At 40.3% G+C, this 19693-nt stretch carries 14 protein-coding genes and 2 pseudogenes; 11 read left to right on the forward strand and 5 right to left on the reverse strand.

From position 1 onward, the window contains the following. Positions 1-172 precede the first annotated feature (172 nt). Both BET10_RS03160 and BET10_RS21950 read right to left on the reverse strand, forming a co-directional pair. The gene (locus tag BET10_RS03160) at positions 173-2701 is read right to left on the reverse strand and encodes a M9 family metallopeptidase (RefSeq protein WP_170829099.1); all 2529 of its coding nucleotides are present in this window, start codon (positions 2699-2701) and stop codon (positions 173-175) included. A gap of 407 nt (positions 2702-3108) precedes the next feature. After that, complete coding sequence (locus BET10_RS21950) at positions 3109-3243, reverse strand: hypothetical protein (RefSeq protein ID WP_276204876.1); 135 nt, start codon at positions 3241-3243, stop codon at positions 3109-3111. A 148-nt stretch (positions 3244-3391) separates the two neighbouring features. Between BET10_RS21950 and BET10_RS03165 the strand changes: the two genes are divergently transcribed. From BET10_RS03165 to BET10_RS21725, 7 genes and pseudogenes are all read left to right on the forward strand, one after another. Continuing rightward, the gene (locus BET10_RS03165; RefSeq protein WP_070983365.1) at positions 3392-3577 is read left to right on the forward strand and encodes a hypothetical protein; all 186 of its coding nucleotides are present in this window, start codon (positions 3392-3394) and stop codon (positions 3575-3577) included. A gap of 400 nt (positions 3578-3977) precedes the next feature. After that, positions 3978-4541 carry a Crp/Fnr family transcriptional regulator gene (locus BET10_RS03170; RefSeq protein ID WP_070983366.1) on the forward strand — a complete coding sequence of 188 codons (564 nt, stop codon included), beginning with the start codon at positions 3978-3980 and terminating at the stop codon, positions 4539-4541. Positions 4542-4612: 71 nt separating this feature from the next. Continuing rightward, positions 4613-5071, forward strand: coding sequence for a GNAT family N-acetyltransferase (locus BET10_RS03175; RefSeq protein WP_070983367.1), 459 nt, complete (start codon positions 4613-4615; stop codon positions 5069-5071). Then, positions 5065-5910: a DMT family transporter gene (locus BET10_RS03180; protein WP_070983368.1), complete on the forward strand. Its 846-nt coding sequence runs from the start codon at positions 5065-5067 to the stop codon at positions 5908-5910. Before BET10_RS03175 ends, BET10_RS03180 begins: the two co-directional genes overlap by 7 nt. A 118-nt stretch (positions 5911-6028) precedes the next feature. Beyond that, on the forward strand, positions 6029-6661 hold the full coding sequence (locus BET10_RS03185; RefSeq protein ID WP_070983369.1) for a LysE family translocator: 633 nt from the start codon (positions 6029-6031) through the stop codon (positions 6659-6661). A 90-nt stretch (positions 6662-6751) separates the two neighbouring features. Continuing rightward, positions 6752-7876 (forward strand): threonine synthase, encoded by a 1125-nt coding sequence (locus BET10_RS03190; RefSeq protein ID WP_070983370.1) that lies wholly within the window; start codon positions 6752-6754, stop codon positions 7874-7876. A 49-nt stretch (positions 7877-7925) separates the two neighbouring features. After that, positions 7926-8533: pseudogene (locus tag BET10_RS21725) on the forward strand (IS3 family transposase); the annotation flags it as partial. A 17-nt stretch (positions 8534-8550) separates the two neighbouring features. Here the strand turns inward: BET10_RS21725 and BET10_RS21070 are convergent. Next, positions 8551-8746: pseudogene (locus tag BET10_RS21070) on the reverse strand (transposase family protein); the annotation flags it as partial. A gap of 940 nt (positions 8747-9686) precedes the next feature. Between BET10_RS21070 and BET10_RS03195 the strand changes: the two are divergent. The 3 genes from BET10_RS03195 to BET10_RS03205 all read left to right on the forward strand — a co-directional run bounded on the left by BET10_RS03195 (position 9687) and on the right by BET10_RS03205 (position 13866). After that, positions 9687-12377 (forward strand): hypothetical protein, encoded by a 2691-nt coding sequence (locus BET10_RS03195; protein WP_070983371.1) that lies wholly within the window; start codon positions 9687-9689, stop codon positions 12375-12377. Between the two features lie 25 nt (positions 12378-12402). Continuing rightward, the gene (locus tag BET10_RS03200) at positions 12403-13251 is read left to right on the forward strand and encodes a YwqJ-related putative deaminase (RefSeq protein ID WP_070983372.1); all 849 of its coding nucleotides are present in this window, start codon (positions 12403-12405) and stop codon (positions 13249-13251) included. 309 nt (positions 13252-13560) lie between these two features. Beyond that, the gene (locus tag BET10_RS03205; RefSeq protein ID WP_205987520.1) at positions 13561-13866 is read left to right on the forward strand and encodes a hypothetical protein; all 306 of its coding nucleotides are present in this window, start codon (positions 13561-13563) and stop codon (positions 13864-13866) included. Between the two features lie 212 nt (positions 13867-14078). Here the strand turns inward: BET10_RS03205 and BET10_RS03210 are convergent, their stop codons facing one another. Beyond that, positions 14079-14432, reverse strand: a complete 354-nt coding sequence (locus tag BET10_RS03210; RefSeq protein ID WP_338053287.1) for an NADPH-dependent FMN reductase — start codon at positions 14430-14432, stop codon at positions 14079-14081. A gap of 431 nt (positions 14433-14863) precedes the next feature. Between BET10_RS03210 and BET10_RS03215 the strand changes: the two genes are divergently transcribed. After that, positions 14864-16321 carry a glycosyl hydrolase family 18 protein gene (locus tag BET10_RS03215; protein ID WP_070983373.1) on the forward strand — a complete coding sequence of 486 codons (1458 nt, stop codon included), beginning with the start codon at positions 14864-14866 and terminating at the stop codon, positions 16319-16321. Positions 16322-17568: 1247 nt separating this feature from the next. Here BET10_RS03215 and BET10_RS03220 read toward each other — a convergent pair. Next, complete coding sequence (locus tag BET10_RS03220) at positions 17569-19503, reverse strand: GEVED domain-containing protein (protein WP_096348920.1); 1935 nt, start codon at positions 19501-19503, stop codon at positions 17569-17571. Positions 19504-19693 lie beyond the last annotated feature (190 nt).

Consider the following 19693-nt stretch of genomic DNA (forward strand, 5'->3'; position numbering starts at 1 on the left):
TAGCCATATTGTTCTCATATCCTATTATCGCCTAGGGACTGCATCCTTGCAGTCAAAGTAAAAGCTTTGCTAAATAAATGAGAGGTTTTTTAACGAAGCTAATATAATTCCTCATTCTTAAATCCATTCAACTGATATTGATACAGTTTACGAGTTTTTAATTTAAGAGATATTATTCAATTATTGCTAATAAAGCCGCACCACTATGCTGCTTTGTTATCATTAAGTAATGCCAAGAAGCGCTTGGATTATTAATTGTGATATTCTCGCTATTACCAGCTGTGGCAGAAATATTATCGTAAGAGCTTACGTCTGGCCAGCCACCCGCTTTGTGGTATAGGGTTAAATCGCCACTTCCATGTCCCGTAGAGAAGTTAAGTGAAGACTTACCTGCTGGTACCCAAATTGACATATAGCTGGTACGACTACCATCGAGGCACACCGCATTCCCTGATGAAAGTGAGCCTGAACTTATTGGATTTTGTTCTACGCAAGCATCTTCAACCTGAGTGCCTCCATCTGATTCTGTCCAACTAACCGTTAAATTGACGTTTTCCATAACCTGATTACCGTACGGACTAATCATAATGTGCCAGCGACCAGCTTGTGGAGAGGAAACTGAAACTGTTTCGTTGCTACCACTTTTCCATGGGCGATAATCATAATCGCTATGTGTAGCTTCACTACCAAAATTTACATGTAGGTCAGCATCTCCAGCAGTACCACCACTAGTTTGAATTACTAGATTTTTCGCTCCGACTGGAATATCAATAAAGTAAGCAGGGAGTTCAGTACCATCAGAGTTGACAGTGACTGACTGTCCATTAGTTAACGCGCCAGTATCATCATTATTGTCCTTGGTACTCTCAACGGTTTGTAGCCAACTTGAAAAGTTGCTGTTGTACTGAGTACCAATATTAGCAAGGTAGTTATCAAAACCGACATAATCACCATTGCGTAACTCTATGAGTAATGCATTGATGTCAGTCTGTCGTTCTTCAAACATGTAACGAACAGCTAAATAGCCCCAGTCATAAATACGTGTTGAGCCATGGTCATCATAATTAGTATTGAATAAGTCATTTAGGTTATATGTATTTTTACGGGCTTCTTCAACGGCATCATCATTAAAATTTTTCTTAGAAATATACTCAGCTAAGCCTTCACCCCACCATACAGTCTTATGATTCTTACCATCTTGAAAGTTTCCTTTTTTGTTAAATCGACCATCTAAATAGTGTACATACTCATGTTCTAAATTCCATACTGTGAAGTCGCTCAACCACTCAGCTTCATGTGCCATAAACCGAGGAATATTGCCTGGCACAGAAGGATCCCCTTCCAAATATATGCCGCCATTATCTGTGCTGTGATTAAACAAGATGCCAGAAAACTTTTTGTATTCAGACGAACTATTGTAAATAACAAGCTCAAGGGTATCATTGTTGTCGTCAGCAACGGGTGTATGAGCGGTGTTGAGCTTATTATGAAAGTAGGTTTCTTGAAGAGCCAAGTCATTACAAATGCCAACAAGTTGGTTGTTAGTTAACTCTTGGGCGCGGACTCGTAGCGTTGAAGAGCAGTTGTAAGTAATAGGTAATACAGTTGCCTCAAGTGTTTGTTTATAATTACAGGTATTGTAATAGCTACAGTTAGTGTTGTCATAATAATCAACTTGGCCCGCCATATTGAGCCAAGCCGTACTGTGATCACCCGTCATAGTGTGAGTGGCTAAAAAGTCGCGTACGATTACCTTGACCTCTTGGTAAGTTTGCCCGCCAATTCCTAATAACCGAGCTAGCTCATTTGCCGCATCGTTGTACTGATATTCACGGGTATGACCAATTAAGTTTTCATTGCTAGATAAAAAGTTTTTAAGGGCGTCCACTAATGCTCGGTCTTGCTCTACAGCTGTTTTAAACGCTTGGTCATTACGACCTCGATAAAACAGAGTTAATGTTTTTGTTAACAGACGCTGCATATTTGCACCCCAATTAACATCGTAACGTTGTAACCAACCAATGCTCGCATTGATATATCGACTACGCCAGTTTTCTATAAACATTAAGATCATCGCTTCTTTTACGTTGAAAGCATTCTCATCGTTAGTGCTGTAGTAGTTTGGGTTAGCGACTAAAGTATCTAAAAACCCTTCTACCGCAGTTGTTACGTTTGCGTTGCGGTTTGTGGTGACGGCCCAAAAGCCGACTCTGAGATAATTAATGAAATTGCGCAACCCATTACTATTGGTACCATCATATTGTGCGGCTAATTCTTGTGCTCTTTGGGCAACAGCAATCATTGACGCAGAATCAAATAAAGTGGCTTTCAAATCGTCAGCAACAGCCCACATATTATCCTCAAAGCAGCTAAAGTCAGTGTTTGTTTTTAACATGTCAATACGACGTTGGCCATTAACACTAGCTAAATCAGTAGTGGTAAGACAAAGAGGTGCCACTGAGTCATCAATATTTTTAAGCAACATTTGTACATTGCTACGTTTCACTGAGACAGGAGGTAGTTGATCTCGATCGGCTATCTCGCTGTCTTCCATATCTGTTACGCCTTGATACGGTGTGCGTAAATGCTCAGGCATTTTTTCTTGATTGTAAGCATGACTTGAGTGCTCAGAAGCGAGTACTTGCGAGTTTGACATAAGAGTAGTGGCTACTGCCAAATAAAGTGCGGTTCTTTTCATCATCTTTTCCATAGTTTTATTTTTACTAGTGAGCTTCATAGATAACGCTCGTTTATTATTTCTGGATACAAAATAAACTGAATATAAAGTATACTGTATACAATATTTGTCCGTTTGTGAACTTTTTATTTTAAAAATGTTGCTTTTATCTTATGTTTATTTGTTTGGGTTTAACTTTTTGAAATTTAATTAGTTTTTGTGTTGGTTTGGGGTTTGGCTCAAAGCGAAATTAAATGTTATTAATCAAGTTGCTTAAGAAAATATTTACTTACCCCAGTAAGACGTATCACCGAATCTTTCTGCAAGAAAAATCAAAAATTGAATAAACGGTCGTACTTTTAGCTTAGCTTTGTAGACAAATATTATTGCGAAAGGAAGCCACTAAGGTGTTCGCCACAATTGCGGTTAAATCATGACGGGATCTCAGTTTGCGTTGTTCTATGATTAAACAACACCTTTGTAATTACTGAGCGTAGCCAATTAGCCTGCTTGAGTACCTGACGGTTGTCGAAGAAACCCTTTCCGATATTGACTGGTTTAGTCAATGTCATATTCCTAGTAATTATGTTTGGTACTGATGTCTGGTAGGATATTTAGCTCTATGGTGAATCGAAAATATATGGTTTTGGCAAGGCAACTACAGGAAGCGCAGCTTCGTTAGATCAATGACCAACAAAAAGTCAGGCAAATAAGTTGCAGTATTGGTTAGCAAAAAGCAATGTTACGCTTATCGAAGCTACAAAAGAGCGCATCATAGCTGGATATCGCGTACAACACGGACGCTGGGATGGTGATGTCAAAAAAGCCGAAGTGGGAAATGAAACTGATTCAGCGTGTGCAGATAACTATTCGGAGAATTATTGCCGCAAAAAGACATAGCGCATCTGGCGGAAAACACTAGTGATGATACCAGCCACTCCCTTAACTCAATATCGTCAAAACATACATGTCGGGTTAGTACAATTTTCGGCACTGATATATAGAGACTATGTACTAGGTGCTTCTTTTGGAATAAGCTCTATTTAGAATTTAGCTAGCTAATGCTGCGAATTGATGATGAACATACTCAAGCAACTTATCGACTCAATAAAGCAAATTGAAAACGGCTAACAGAAATGACAACTACAATTTACAGGTGTTCTTTGGTTGATAATTAACATTAGTATGCACAGGTTCAGAGCTACACTAGGCAAGCTCAAGTGCTGCCATCAAGCTTTTTGATAGTCCTAAAGTTCAATGCTTCCCGAATTAAAATGATAAATACACGCAAGAAGGTATTATGAAACAAGTCTTTATTAACTTTTTAAATCAACATGGTTTTAAAGTGGATGAAGCCAAAAAACTCAGCCAGAAATCAGAATTTATAGAATTGGCGGCTGGAACAACAATAATTCACCAAGGTGATAAAGTTGATAGCTTATATTTCATGATCGAAGGTTTGTGTCATGCCTGTTATCTTACTGTTGATGGCAAGAGGTTCAGCAAAGAATTTTATTGGACAGGAGATTGCATGATTAATTTTGAAAGCTTAATTCAACAGAAACCTGCACCATATTTAATCGAAACTCTGGAACCTAGCCATTTGATAAAGTTACCTATCACCACAGTCCAAAAACTGCGTAAGCTATGTCACCCGTTTTATCTACATCTAGCTGAAAATCAATTACTACATAAAGAAAACAAAGAGCGCTTTATGTTACTAAATAACCCAGAGCAGCGTTACAAATTATTTTGCAGAAGGTTTCATGATTTAGAGACTCGTTTATCGGACTATCAAATAGCGTCTTATATTGGAGTGACCCCAATCAGCTTAAGTAGAATTAAAAAACGTCTGCAATCTTAACAAAGGTTAACGCGGCATCAAGTTATACACGCTAAAGTTCTCACATAACTTAATTTGTGATACTGAGAACAATGATGAACTGGGTGTGTCTCACTTTTCCCCAACTTTCCACAGAACAACTTTACGAGCTTTTGAAACTTAGAGTCGATGTGTTTGTAGTCGAACAAACTTGCCCTTATGCCGAACTCGATAATAAAGACCGCGCTGAAGGTACATATCACTTGCTTGGCTATCAACACGGACGATTAGTAGCATACTCACGTCTTCTGAGCTCTGGTACTTCTTATAATAATGTCAGTTTTGGACGCGTCGCTATTGAGCTATCCTCTCGCGGTTGCGGTTTAGGCCAAGAGTTAATCTCTACAGCTTTAAGCTACTGCCAGCAGTTATGGCCGAATCAGGATATTGATATTGGAGCACAGGAATACTTACGGGCATTTTATGAAGGATATGGTTTTAAGGCCATATCAGAGGTGTATCTAGAAGACGATATTCCTCACCTTGATATGCGAATTAGCAAACTATGTTGAAACGTTGTAGCGCCGTTTCAGTTGCTATAACCTTCTTAGTCGCTGGTAATTTATCCGCTTCTTTATCCGATGTCGCTGTAAAACTTCTAAGTGGTGGTATTTCTCCATTCCAATATATGTTTGTTCGTCAGTTGCTGTGTGTCTTATTATTACTACCATTTTGGCTTAAAGCACCTGTTAACAAACGACAATTGGGAAGTATTAAGGTGACTTTGTTTAGGTCTCATTTAATGCTGGCAGGAAGTGGGCTATTAATGGTTGCGCTTACATATCTGCCTTTAGCAACAGCCAATGCGGTCTTTTACACAGCACCGCTTATCATGCTGCCATTATCGATTTGGTTGTTAGGTGAAAAAACGACTTCAGGTAAAGTGGTTGCCACGTTGATTGGTTTTATTGGTGTTATGGTAATTTTACGACCCTCTCAATTTCACTGGGCAGCCATATTTGCTCTAGGGTGTGCTTTTACACTTGCACTTTATAATATATTGGTTAAGAAATTACCACGAAGGGAGCCTGTCTTTATTACTCTTTTCTGGACAAGCCTTCTTTCACTGCCATTTGCAGGTCTACTTTCCGCCTTTTTTTGGCAACCGTTGTCCTATTTTGAATTAGTGTTAGTTGCTGCCAGTGCGTTTTTTACTATGGGGTATCATGCGAGTGCGGTATCTGCCTATAAACGTGCAGTAACCTCACACATTGCTTTGGCTGAATATTCTGGGCTTATATTTGTTAGCTTGTTTGGCGTTGTCTGGTTCGAAGAATATCCAGACGGGCTCACGCTTGTCGGCATTTTATTAATCGTGCTACCTATGATTTTAGGACATCAAAGAAAATAAGCTGAATGTTCAACCTAAATTAAAATTGCAGAGCTAATACTCTGAAAAATATAACTCCCCTACGTCCTGAGGTGAGTGAAGAAAGTTTAAGAAAGAATTTAAAATTGGAGTTCAGTATATGAATGGTGAATATTTTCAAGAATTTTTAGCTTTGGCATTAATTCATTTTATTGCAGTGATAGTGCCAGGACCTGATTTTGTTGTAACAATTAGACAAAGTATTAGATTCGGGCGCTTACATTCTATTTTTACAGCTTTAGGTATAGGTAGCGGTCTATCTGTTCATGTAATTTATACCTTGTTAGGGTTAAGCGCCATTATTCAGTCGACCCCTGAAATAATGTTACTAATGAAAGTATTAGGAGTGGGTTACCTAATTTTTATTGGGTTTAACTGTATTTTTTCTAATAAAAATAATCTTATGGATTTTAAGGTTGAAAATACCGACAAGTCCGAACAGTCTTTAAATCAATCTTTTTGGCTTGGTTTTATGACAAACGCAACGAATCCAAAAGCTACTTTATTCTTTGTAGCTGTAATGACAAGTGTTGTGAGCATTAATACTCCACTTCAAATCCAAATGTATTACGGGGGATGGATGTGTTTTGTTAATGCTCTGTGGTTCGTACTTGTTGGTGTGATATTTTCGTCTGATCTTTTGAGGAATAAACTAAGTCGTAACGTTAATTTAATCGAGGCGGTATTAGGCTCACTATTGCTGTTATTTGCGATCCGATTAGCATTTTTGTAACTGTTAACTAGCCGTGTTCGTTCATCTTCCTTAATAGTACTTCTAAGAAGTCTCTAGTTAAATTTTTATTTACAAATCGGAGTGTAATTAATGATATTTATATGTATGCATTGCAGCAAAGAGTATGTGCCTGACCCACTTTTAATACGTTGTGAATGTGGTTGTGCTTTGTGGGTGAAGCCTGAAAAAAGCTTCTCAAAATCAGATATTATTACAGATGACTTAACCATGTGGCGCTACTCGAAAGCGTATCCACTTGATAAAGAGAGCATTGAGGTTTCGTTTAATGAAACTATTACTCCATTGGCACCATTGAAAATTGGCAATGTAAATATTTTAGCAAAAATGGATTCTTTGATGCCTACAGGTTCGTTTAAAGATCGTGGTGCAGCCATGGTTGTTAACTACCTCAATACACAAGGAATTAGAAGTGTTTCGGAAGATTCTAGTGGCAATGGTGGCTCGGCTTACGCTGGCTATGCGGCTAAAGGTAACTTTGACTGTAATATTTTTGTCCCAGCTGGGACTTCCCTAGCGAAGACAGTTCAAACACGATTTTATGGTGCTCGTTGTTTTGAAATTGAAGGCTCTCGAGAAGATGTGGCACAAGCGGCGATGAACAGCATTGAAACGCATGATAGTTATTATGTCGGTCATAATTGGCATCCGCTGTTTATTGAAGGTGTTAAATCTATCGCCTATGAAATTTGGGAACAGTGTGGTTATAGAGCACCTGATAACTTTATTGCCCCCGCGGGTAATGGCAGCTTATTGGCAGGAGCATATACGGGGTTCCAAGAATTATTAAAAGGTGGAGCAATAGAGAAAATGCCACGACTTTTTGGGATCCAAACCGAAGGAATTCAGCCCTTTGTGCAACAGTTTAATGATGAAAATATCGAAATCGGCTCGACAGATACTCTAGCTGAAGGCATTAAGATCCAACGTTCCTCTCGCATAGATGAAATCGTTGACTTTGTCCGGCAGTCCAATGGTGGCTTTATTAGCGTGAATGAATCACAAATCGAGGAAGCGTTGCGTAGTATGGGTCAGCAAGGCTTTTTCATTGAGCCGACTTCTGCTACAGCTTTTGCAGGGATCAAGATATTGCTTGATTCAGGAGACATTGAGGATGGACAAATTACGGTTGGCGTGATCACAGGAAATGGTCTCAAAGCGACGAATACACTACAAACTTTACTGGTTAATTGTTAACAAGAAGGAACAGCAATGGAATACATTCAAACGGATTACGCCCTCATGCCGGCAGGACATTAAGGTCATTACTGTAGAGAAGCTTAATTTATATCGAAAGGCCACGCATTAATTTGAGAACAGCAGAAATAGCTTGGCCTATCGAGAACCAGAAATAAGTTACGCAGTGAGGGCTTTGACGTCAGTAATTATGGCGTTCAGAAGTTAACAGTAGCACTTGGTTTAGTTGTTACTCAACGAGTGACCTACAAGATAACAATCAAGCGTAAATACAGTGATACCGTTGCTGATAACCTGTTAAACCAGAACTTTAATCTTGTAGCACTAAAGCTGGTATGGGCTGGTAATGTGACTTATCTAAGAACTGCTGAAGGATGGATATACCTAGCTGTAGTTATGGATTTATACTCTTGTTGTATTGTTGGTTAGCACATTGATAAACGCATGACGACTGGTTTGTGAGAAGGCTATGATGAAAGCTTCTTCGGCAGTTTAAAACATGATTGGTTGTAGAGAGAGCTTCAGCTTACTCGTGAGCATATGAGAAATGATGTAACGGCGTATATCCGCTATTACAACTTAGAAAGATTTCATACAGCCAATGGTGAACTATCACCTGTAGAGTATGAGCAAAATTCTTTAAGAAAAGTGTCCTGACTCAATTGCGCAGAACACTTTGGAATGCCATGTTCAATGGGGACTATGCTGTCTTAGCCAATTCAACTCACTGAACGCTTGAATTGACTTCCATCCGTCAGCACCACTAAGCACGGCATTCAAAGTTAAAAACAAGACGTCGACAAGATTATGTTTGATATTAACATCAGTTCTAGGATCTTCAATCCACTCTAAATACGTAATGATGCTCACTGTAACGACCTAAAAAATTGCAATGCGTAATCAGATCATAAAACACCAATACTCGTCAATTTAAAGTTCGACCTCGCGCTGACTTTATGTGAATTTAAAAGAACAACCCAAGTATGACGGGCAGGTTAATGATATCTATTCAGGTGAAGCATATCAACGCAAGTCATCTCCGCGCGATAGCCCTGAAGCACAGGGGGTTATTGTATTGGGCTATAGTCGTGTAATCCGAATTCAAGCTAGACCTAAGTTGCACAAATTTTAGGCCAAGGGTAACATATTTTGTATTAGCTAGGTGTTAGTCGAGGTTTAGAGACCTACACTTCAGTTTGTCCTCCACTATTGAACTACTCAAAGCCTTGTTTATCTAGTATTCATAAGCTGAAGGCATGCACCAATGAATTGAAATTATTAATTAAAATCTTCTAAGGGTAATTCGAACGGCGATTACTCAGCGACAGTAAACGTACCAGCGTATGCTAAAGAGTTAATCGAATGAAATACCTGCGCTAAGAGCCTATGAGATGTGCTTGATATCTCCGGTTCAATAACAAAAATAGACACGCTTTTATGGTCCTTCTGTCGTGCTCGCTTTGACGATAAATTCAAAGCAGAACCTATCTTTGGATAATGGGTGTTAACAAAGCATGCTCTCATCCTGAATAAGTAATAAGAAGCGCTTAACTTATTGATAGTTAAGCTTATCTATTCAAAAAGATAAATTAAGATCAATTCAGGATTATTCATATTCGTTACCCACATGAGCCTGTTAGCCTGTATTGGCTTTTCTGCAAAGCAAGTGGCTTGTTTGTCGCAAGCAAATGGTAAATCAACAATTAAATCAACCATAGATTTACCACGTAGCGACTAGCATGCAAAACATCACACGCTTACTTGCCGCAAAGTTAAAACCACGGCGGCAAACAAGAAGGACAAAATTATTATGATTGAAAAAATGTTTAATAAACGATGCGTTGGCTTAGTGCTTGCCTCCATTTTTTCTGGTGGAGCGTATTGCGCAAGTATCACCATAGATAACGATGTAATCGCGCAGTTTAAGATCACTCAACAAGACCTAGAAGCTAGTAACGGTGAGTGGCGAGACGGTGACTACTTACCATACGCCGAGAATGGTAGTGATTACTCTATAGCCATTAAAGGTCTGCACTCCAAGGTGTTTGAAAATCCAAATACCAACTGTAATTACAGGATAAAACTGCAACATCTGGACAGATTGCCTTTTGCAGTTCTTGCCTCTGATAATGAGCAGTGCCCAGCGGACGGAACCATTGTTTATAGCGATGCTGCAAAGTATGTTGCTAATCTTCCTCACATTCGTGTTGGCGGATTTGCTTATACCGACAAAGACACTATAACGATTGAAGTACTCGATGTGTGGCGTGGTGTATCAACTTCATTGGCTGTGCAAGATAATGTAGCAATAACTACAGGTTTAGCTGGGAGCGATAGTCTGTCTCGATTTGAGATTGATGTTGTCAACCCAGAATTAAACCAAATTCGTTTGAAGATGCGGCATGACTCGGGTAATAAGGCGGGTCGCTATATCGAACGCGCTTATAACGAATTTTTGAATAAACCCTATCTTGGTTTAACGGCGAGTATCGAACCCACCGATGAATCCATTTTTACTGTAGATTGGATAAGTGATGAGCTGGCGGCTGAGCGTGACAATTTGTATACCTCAGGGATTGTTCTCACTGCTGACAATGACTTAACCCTAGATGTTGATTTTATAGGCGACGATGATTCTCCAATTGTCACTCTCAACGAAAGTTACCACAAAGTTATTCGCTTTTGGGATGTGAATAGTTTGGGGGGAGTTGCCAATGTACCTGAAGCAAGTAATAAGGATAAAGATCCAGCCAGTTTGCAACTAGCACAAAAAGCCGAAGTGGCTGATTTTGAGTTATTCCATGCGCCGTTGAAGGAGCGTGATTACCCTGAAAACTTGACCTTTAGAATCAATGAAAAGCCAGAATTGGAACAAACGAAGAATCACTTTAATTACGCAACTGGGATATTCCTAGGAATGAGCCCAGAAGATGTTCGAGCCAAACTCGATGAAGTTAAACATATGAGCAAAGTAATTGGTGCGAACTATTTGTATCCCATGAAAGCGGTGATCACGGTAGAAAATAAAAATGGAGAACAGTTTCAGATATACGATCAACATTACATGGAATCGAATGATTGGGGGCAACTTAGACGCCTTGCTGTTGCAGCCACCAATAGTCGACACCCTGGCTCCGTGACTGATTTAAGCACAATGGTTTTACCAACCTACATTGACAAAAAGCAATTAACTTATATAGGCGATACGCGCTGTAAGACAACAGGCAATGTTTCATATATAAAACAAAGCGACAGCTGTATTTCTTACGCTGATGGCTTTAGTGATATACAAAGCAATGAACTTACACCACGTTTTATAGCGGCAAAGCTAACAGAGCGAGTCACTGAAGACAAGGTACAAAAGTTTAGCCATAAGCAAATGGTTCAAGCTGCGTCGGCCGTCTATGAAGAAGCCTTAAATTATCTATTCTCAAATAGTTTTTTAAAGAGTGATTTGGATCCAAATCTAGATGCAGTTGGGTATTTGGGTTATTTGGCCACAGTAGGGTTGACAAGCGCAGACAAACAACAGTTTCGCACCTACCTTTCACATGTTTTCAGTGATGACGAGTTAGAAGCTATGCGCCCAGCAGCAAAAAGCTTTCCTGGGGTACACGATTTATACCTAAAAGAGTACGTTTCAGGCACAAACTGGTTTAAGGAAATCGAATCTCGCCACTATTTTTTACCTATGGGTATTTATAGACCATATTTGAGTACGTTTGCGTTTGGGGCATTTGCAGATATGGAAAAACACGCCGATTACACTAATTCACCTTATTCACTTTTGCCTGCCTATGATGCACCATTGGTTATTTTTGGTACTATGGTTGCTGCATTGCAAACCATAGAAAAAATGGAAGGGCGAGAAGCCGCTCGTAACTTTTATGCCAAAAATGGTCATAATTATCATAAGCTTTATAAAGCTTCTTCATTAATCCTGAATCAATATGGCCAACAGTGGATCCCCGCCAGTGATAGACCTCTGCGAAGAGAGTCAATCATTTTCCATGCAGCGTATGAATATGCGCAGCGAGCTTATCGTGCGCCAAATGATGTTTTACAGTCTTTTTGCAGCTTAGATGATACGAGCAAGAAAGCTGTATTGACAGAGGCTGAGTTTGCCGATTGCGGTTTAGTGCAGCTACACCAAGAAGAAAGAGACATTGCAGAGCTTAAAAAGCAAGAAATTGCCCGCTTTATGCGTGTAGAAAAAACTCAAATATCAGGAGGTTGGGATGAAATATTGTTGCCTCTGATTAGTGGCCCTTTGATCGATTATGTATTTACAGGCTCATTGTTTGGTGAAGAGTTTGAAGGTTTGCTTGAGGAGTTTGCGACAACGGAAGCAAGTGAGATAGAACTAGAAACGACAGGAAGTGAGTTGGCTACAGAAGAGGAAGCAGGAGCGGGAGAAGCAACAGCGGCAGAAGAGTCAGCCTCAACTGAGCTGGGCGAAGAATTATCAGAAACTCGCTTTAGCTCTTATTGTCCCATTTAATTTGCAATCATTGAGGAGTTTTATTATGAATAACAAATTGTGTTTAATCGCTTTCCTTTACTTAACTTCTTTTCAATCCTACGCAGTAGGTCAAGCCGGATGCGCATTACCAAATGCTGGAAAAGAAATAGCGGAGGGGGAAGTTTTTGGCAACACGCCACTTACTGAAGATGAACAGTTTAGAAAAGCTGTTTCTCTAGAAGGGCAATATTGGTCTAATAGCAAAGCAGCTAATCCACAGGCAAAAATTGGGTTGCTGAGTAATGCTAAAACAAATAATGCGGCTGCTTATGCTAGAGCTAAAATCAACGTTGGAGGCCTTGAGGGTTTTGAGGAAGCTGAGGATGGTATATATCAAACCTCAGGTAATATTAATATTAACGTTAAATATGGCAGTGTGAAAAATGAAAGCTGGATCACAACTGTGAATTCTGATACTCCTGGCGAGTTTGAGTTTCGTATAAACAATGTAAACAAGTATATGGAGCGACTGGAAAAAGAGTATGCTGTAGCAGGACAGAGTGTTGGGAAGATTTCAGGAACAAGGGTTAATCCATTAACTCGAAAATTTATTCAAGAATATCTAACATTTAGCGATGATGGGTTGCCATTTGAGGAGGGAGGGCGCTTGCTAAATGAAGTAAGTGGCTTGCCTGGGATGCATGCCGAGGTATTGGCGTTTAATGATATGGTTAACATAGCAGAAGAGTATGGGGTAACACTTACTGAGGAAGAGCTGAGTAGAATCACAATTGCAACGGTTCGAGTCAGTAAACTACCATTAAAAACGGGGTTTGATTTCACCGCTTGCCCTAATTGCTCTGGTATTCTAAATCGAACAGGTGTATCTATTATAACCAATGATCCGCTTTAATATCGTGCCAATAACTATAACAGCTTGACTAGGGGCTGATGATGTTTTCTGTATATATCTTGCTCAGTAAAACATCATCAGCCACATTAACATCAATGCTAGCGATGCCATGCTGGCGTAATTCCTTTATGGCATCGCATATTTTTTTGAAATAGCAATATCATGTTTAACTTTCGCAAATGCATTTTTAACCAAATGAAGATTAAAAAAAACAGCCACTAAAGCTCAGCAGTCGCTAGGAGGTTATGGCTACCTTGAGTTATTAATATATGCGTGCCGTTAAATCTAAATAAGGGAGTAGGTTACATAGTGATAGATGAAAATGAATTTCCAGTAGTAGGAGCACGGGCCTGCGATATGGGATCACCAAGAGAATATACCGAGCATATGTACGAAGTCTATTTTGAAGTGGGTGAACATGAAAATATGGCCCTACGCACTTTTGAAGAATACCTAGGTCCTGATCGGTTAGGGTTTATCACGCCGATGGATCATGGTTATTTGCTCAAAGTGCCGCTGCAAGCTGTGCCAGACCTAGTCATATCATTGAGTGAAAAGAACATTGCCGTGTATCAAGTGGTGCGTTTTGCGCGTTCGAAGGAGGTTTGGCGGTAAGCCACTGGATGGCGGCTTTTTACTTAACTAACCTACCGAGGCACCGGAGTAGGTCGGTTAAGTGCCAAAGCCTCACCACCCGACATGGATTGTCGTTAATTTCGAATATGAAGTTAAGTCACTTCTACGAGGCAATTGAATACAAATTACTAATCAACATAAATCTTCTAAAGCCCACCAATCACGCTTTCAAGTTTTTGATTAAACGCTTCTCATGTCACTTGTTCATTTGGGGCATCAAAGTTGTCGAATAAGCTGGGTAATGACAGGGCACCTTTTACGTTGGCCGCAAAATATGGGGCGGACTCGTTGGCTGCTTTTAGTACACTTTGTGCGCCGCCTTGACCGGGTGAAGTAGACAGCATGATCACCGATTTATTTTGAAATACTTTCTTATCAATACGAGACGTCCAATCAAACACGTTTTTGTAGGCAGCGGAGTAGGTGCCGTTATGTTCAGCGAATGAAGCTACGATAACATTGGCATCACCGATGGCCTGATAGAGGTTATGCGCAAGTTGTGGGATGCCGCCTTCTTTTTCCCTGTCGCCACTAAAGATGGGCATTTCAAAATCATGGATATTGAGCGACGAAACCTCTGCTAGGGGAGCTGCTTTGCGACATATAAAGCCAATCTCTTGTTGATAGAGCTTTTATTATTGCTTGCTGAGAAAGCTAGTACTTTCATATTTAATTCCTTATAGATCAGAATTTTATTTTTAATTGGTTGCCACTTTAAAACCTCAGCTTAACTTAAGGTCAATGAATAAATTTAGTTTTTAAAGTTAAAGGCGTGACAACTTTGGAAGTAAGCGGATGACGTCACGAAACGTTATTTGACGCGTGTCTGGCATAACTGTAACTATTGTATACAATATATCTTGTGGTGTCGTCTTATTTTAATATATGAAGTACTGATCGCACCGCAGATATACAACAAAGCGCACATAACAAACTTGAGTCATGTGCGCTGATACAACTAGGTAGAGGGACTCTAATGAAATTATCAAACAGTAAGCGGGCTAACCTATTGAGTACGATACTTCTGTCTGTCACAGCTTCCGCTTGTGCAAAAGCAGACTATCCGTACTTTACTGGCACCCATCAAAAGTTTAAGCAAACCAGCAACAAGGTAGTGGGCACTTACATTGCCAATTGGTCTAACCCCAGCATCATTGATGATGTGCCGGGTGATAACTTAACACATGTTTTGTATGCATTTTTGCGGGCTTGTGGGCCAGGAGAAAGGCCAAATGATGCAACTGTATGTGCGAACAAAGCTGACTTTCAATTAGCTGAAGATAGCACCACAGTAGATAAGCAATTTGCGCCTAAGTTTTTACAATTAAAGCAAAAGTATCCACATTTAAAAATACTGCCATCGGTGGGAGGTTGGGGTGGCTCAGGCACCTTCGCACCCATGGCGAAAAATGCACAGTCGAGGCAAGTATTTGTCCAGTCAGTGGTCAGTTACCTTAAAACACATCGTGCTTTTGATGGTATCGATATTGATTGGGAGTGGCCAAGCACGATAGAGGAAGGTGGTCACTATGCTGACCTTATGCAAGATTTAAGAGCTGCATTCGATGTGCTTGAAAGCGAATTAGGACGAGAGTACGTCATTACCAGTGCAATTGGAACGCACAAAAATAACGTGAAGAATATTGATTATGAGCGTGCAGCGCCTTACCTCGATCATATATTTTTAATGACTTATGACTTTTTTGGTGGCTGGTCTAAAAACAACATCGGTCATCATACTGCCTTAGATGCCCATGGTGAGAATAGCGTGCCACACGGCGTAAAACAAGGCGTGCAAAACTTGCTGGATAGAAGCGTACCCGCTGACAAATTGGTTGTGGGTGTGGCGAAATATGCTCGTGGTTTTGATGGCGTGAGTTTAAGCGCATCGGGCACACACATTGGTGGACGCGCAACTGGTTTATTTCCAAAAGCTGTTCAGTCATGGGATGAAGAGGGCGTTGGTACCTATAAGCGCATAGTGAATGAAGTGATAGGTGCCAACGGTCAGGGTATTAATGGCTTTAGTATCCATTATGATGCAGATTGCGATTGCTACTATGCATGGCGAGACAGTGACAAAGCTTTTGTTGGTTTCGACCATCCCGCAAGCGTGATCAGTAAAGCCAACTTTGTATTAACGCATCATTTAGGCGGCATATTTGCGTGGGAATACGCACAAGACAACGGTGATATTTTGAGTGCCATGAATTATGGTGTGGGTAATCAGTGGTTTGGTCAATCTGATCCTGATGATGGCGTTGGCGCATGTAAAGGGATAGAAAGCTGGCAAGCCGATGACGTTTACCGCAAAGGCAACCGTGTTTACGTCGACAACGGTTTGTATGAAGCTAAGTGGTATACGAAAAACCATCATCCAGAACAATACTCTGGTCCATGGCAAGTTTGGCGTTTTATTAGCACCTGTCAGTAGAGATAAAAAATAGCCCGAGGTTGTCGGGCTAATTTCTTGCATAAGCAACAGATGCAAGTAACTACTTGTGACTTTGGTGTTAAGTTAACTTAGTATCGGTGTACTTCAACTTTTTGTATGCCTCAGATTGCTACATTTTACTTGTGAGACAAGGTGTTGATAGCGAGGTTAACAATCACAAGTTTAGTGCACCACATCAATTGGATTAAAAACAATAAAATGCATAAGAATATTTTGCGTTGAATCGATATGTACTCATTTCTGCCATTGTGATGTTCATTGCATGCATTGATGCCTTTGGTGGAGTACTTGGATTTTGGTCCATAACTCACCTAGATGAACGCATGGTCATTTAGCTTTTGAACTAAGCACATTAACCTTGTTGTTGGTCAGCAGTTTGTTACTTAGAAATAAACTTAAGTTTGGTACCGAGATTTATAAATTAGCGTGGTTATGCACGCTATCAATAACAGTGTGTATGTTTGGCGATATTGTTAATTTTCATCTGAGTCAAACTTTCTATGTCCACTCAAATGTGGTTAAGCATGATTATTTAATCGACTCATTTATATTCTTTGCACCAGGATATGCTTTATTACTGGCTGCAGTGCGAGAGTATTGTTGTGTATTTACTCACCTAGTGTTATCACTTTTGTTGCTTTGCTGGCATTTATTGTCGCTGCGCTTTGTTATAGCAATATGTTTACTTCAGACAGTGGTCGTACTTTATCTCTCTTTCTTTTGCATATAGCCTGTTAATTTCATTGCCTGCATGTGCTGCTATATTACAGCTGTTGAGTCCTTTTGGGCGAAGATACTGGTTACTGGCGTTAGGTCTTGCGTTAGTCACGATTGCAGATGCCATTATTGGTGCGTTTTGGATATTTGGTAACAATAGTGCAGGTTTTTTCCACTCGCACGAGAAATTAATTGGATACTATATATTGCGTCGCAAAGCATCATGATCCACTTACCACGGGTGGTAGCTGCGACTAATCTACTTGAAGCAGAGCCTTTGCGTGGTCAGTGAGAATGAAGGTTGGTCTGGTGCTTTTGTTCATATAGTAATGCAGACGTTAGCTGAAAAAAGGGCAAGCTATCAGGGCTGCCCTTCAAAAGGATAAAAGTAGTATAATTTGCAGTTAAATTGAGCTTATCTTGAACCACTAAAAAATAGTAACATCGGAGATGAGCTAAGCTATTGATATAAAGCCTTTGTCATGTTTACTATCCCAGCTTCAAGTAAGTTAGAACTTTTCGACTCTAACCTCTATCCATGCATTGGCCGTGTCTTCCGTGCCGCCTTTGGCTACAGGTGTGATCCTAAAACCATTCCACGGATCAGTGAAGCTTTTACCAATGGCCAGCTCTGCGTCTGTTTCGTCTTCAATTTCCCAGCGTGAGTTGTCTTTTGAATTGGGTGTCATATCAAGTAATGCTGAACGATGATTCCAAAATGAAGGTAATGATTCATTCTCCATGTAACCTTGAATGTTAACTAGCACGCCATTTTTGGTATTATTGTTGTACCTGTTATTGGTTGTTCTGTACTCCAACCAATAGGTGTAATCACCATTACCAGACTTCAACCTAAGACCAATATTGCCAGGGGCATTGGTTCCTGAGGCTGTACCATGGTCAAAGGCGTATATACGATAGGTGCCAGAGATTGTAATAACAGGAGCATCAGCATCATTAACCCAGCCTTTAAAATAGCTTTTGTACATTAAATTGTATTCTTCTAAGGTATGTGCACCCATACCCATCATGGCATGTGGGTTACCATAGTTTCTAATAGTGTCTGAGCCAGAATTGATGATTTGGTTGCCACCTTCCACAGACATTGAATGACGTAGGCCCATAGCATGCCCCATTTCATGCGCAATTGTTCCCGGTGTATGGTGATATAGTTGGATATATGGAGGTCCCGCTTGCGAGTTAATATTTGACACTTGGGGTGCTGCAACCATCACCAGTGTGGCTTCACCGGGGAAGTTCAGGTCAACACCGGCTTGGGCAATTCTTTGTTCGTAAAGTTTATGCCAAGATCGGGTATCACTGTCGTATTTTGATTTAGGCTCATTGATGTAAATTTCAGGCTTGACTTCCCATGTAACGTTAAAACGACCATAAGACTGTTCTGTATAGTAGTTTTTAACGGCCTGCATATCGGCTTCGATTTGTGCATTTGACCAAGGTAGCGCGCTATCGCTAAAACTAAACGGGAAAATAAGCACATTGACATGCGAATACGGATAGCCTGTATTACCAGGATCGGGCTGACCTGGCTGTGTTCGACATGACGTTTTGCCTAGGTCTGCCACTATGGTAGCGCCTTTGAATAAACCTCTAAGTGTCACATTAGTCCAATATTTAGTTGGGTTAGTGATGACCACACATTCAGTGTTTCCGATATGCTTCGAGCGAATGCTATCATCTCCTGGTTTAGGATAACCACCTTCACCATTTCTTGCTTCAAGGGTAAGGTTACCAAGGCCGTACGATGTTGTAATAGCAACACTGCCTGCGGAATCAGCTCCCGGTACTGAAAAGCTCACAAATTGAGATGATGTAGGGACACACAGCGGTACCCCATTGACAAGTGTTCTTGCATCACTTGGTGCTTGAGTTGCACACATATCAGGCATTTGAGTGTTATCCGATGTGCCAATAACCACAGTGTAATCTTCCACTTCCCCTGAACTAAAGTTTTCACACGCACTACTCACAGGCGAGTTATACTTCATTATCACGCGCATTCTAGAGGTGATGTCCGCAGCCGAACTTGGAATGCTAAGGTTGGTTGTGAGTACTGATTTTCCATCACCACTGCCAACCAATTCCTCTGCGTCATTAAAATCGCCATCATTGTTTAAATCTATGTAAATGCGCCAATATTCTGGGTAAGCATTATTTATAAAACCGGGGGTTAGGGTGATTGGGTTACTACCAACAACCAAGTTAGCGGTTTGAGAGGTAAAGTCACTGTAGGCATTAGTGCCAGTGGTTACGTTGTTTAGGCCACCGACAGACACGCCAGCGATATATTCATAATTTCCGCCACCAGAACTGCTACAGTAGTTTGCAGCCACGTCTGAAGCAAGTGCATTTGTTGAGAGAGTTGCGAAACACGCTGCAGCGGATAAAACCGCAAGCGTGCGCTTTGGATTTTGATGTTTCACTTTACATGTGCTCCTAAGAGTAATTAAACCTTTAAATGGGGTACTCATGCGTTCAATTTGTCGAATTTACCTTCACATTAAATTAAATATTCAACAGGAGAATTTATGAGTTATTTAAATGTATATTTTATACAAATTTTGTACAGCCTAAATTTCTCTAAGCAAAAGTAACTATCAATAAACGGCTTTT

Source organism: Pseudoalteromonas amylolytica, assembly GCF_001854605.1.
GTDB lineage: Bacteria > Pseudomonadota > Gammaproteobacteria > Enterobacterales > Alteromonadaceae > Pseudoalteromonas > Pseudoalteromonas amylolytica.

What these genes read in the sequence shown, in the direction of transcription:
- BET10_RS03195 (WP_070983371.1), top strand. Translation starts at nt 9,687, where the DNA reads ATGATTGAAAAAATGTTTAATAAACGATGCGTTGGCTTAGTGCTTGCC.
- BET10_RS03180 (WP_070983368.1), top strand. Translation starts at nt 5,065, where the DNA reads ATGTTGAAACGTTGTAGCGCCGTTTCAGTTGCTATAACCTTCTTAGTC.
- BET10_RS03170 (WP_070983366.1), top strand. Translation starts at nt 3,978, where the DNA reads ATGAAACAAGTCTTTATTAACTTTTTAAATCAACATGGTTTTAAAGTG.
- BET10_RS03190 (WP_070983370.1), top strand. Translation starts at nt 6,752, where the DNA reads ATGATATTTATATGTATGCATTGCAGCAAAGAGTATGTGCCTGACCCA.
- BET10_RS03160 (WP_170829099.1), bottom strand. Translation starts at nt 2,701, where the DNA reads ATGATGAAAAGAACCGCACTTTATTTGGCAGTAGCCACTACTCTTATG.
- BET10_RS03200 (WP_070983372.1), top strand. Translation starts at nt 12,403, where the DNA reads ATGAATAACAAATTGTGTTTAATCGCTTTCCTTTACTTAACTTCTTTT.
- BET10_RS03175 (WP_070983367.1), top strand. Translation starts at nt 4,613, where the DNA reads ATGATGAACTGGGTGTGTCTCACTTTTCCCCAACTTTCCACAGAACAA.
- BET10_RS03185 (WP_070983369.1), top strand. Translation starts at nt 6,029, where the DNA reads ATGAATGGTGAATATTTTCAAGAATTTTTAGCTTTGGCATTAATTCAT.
- BET10_RS03215 (WP_070983373.1), top strand. Translation starts at nt 14,864, where the DNA reads ATGAAATTATCAAACAGTAAGCGGGCTAACCTATTGAGTACGATACTT.
- BET10_RS03210 (WP_338053287.1), bottom strand. Translation starts at nt 14,432, where the DNA reads ATGCCCATCTTTAGTGGCGACAGGGAAAAAGAAGGCGGCATCCCACAA.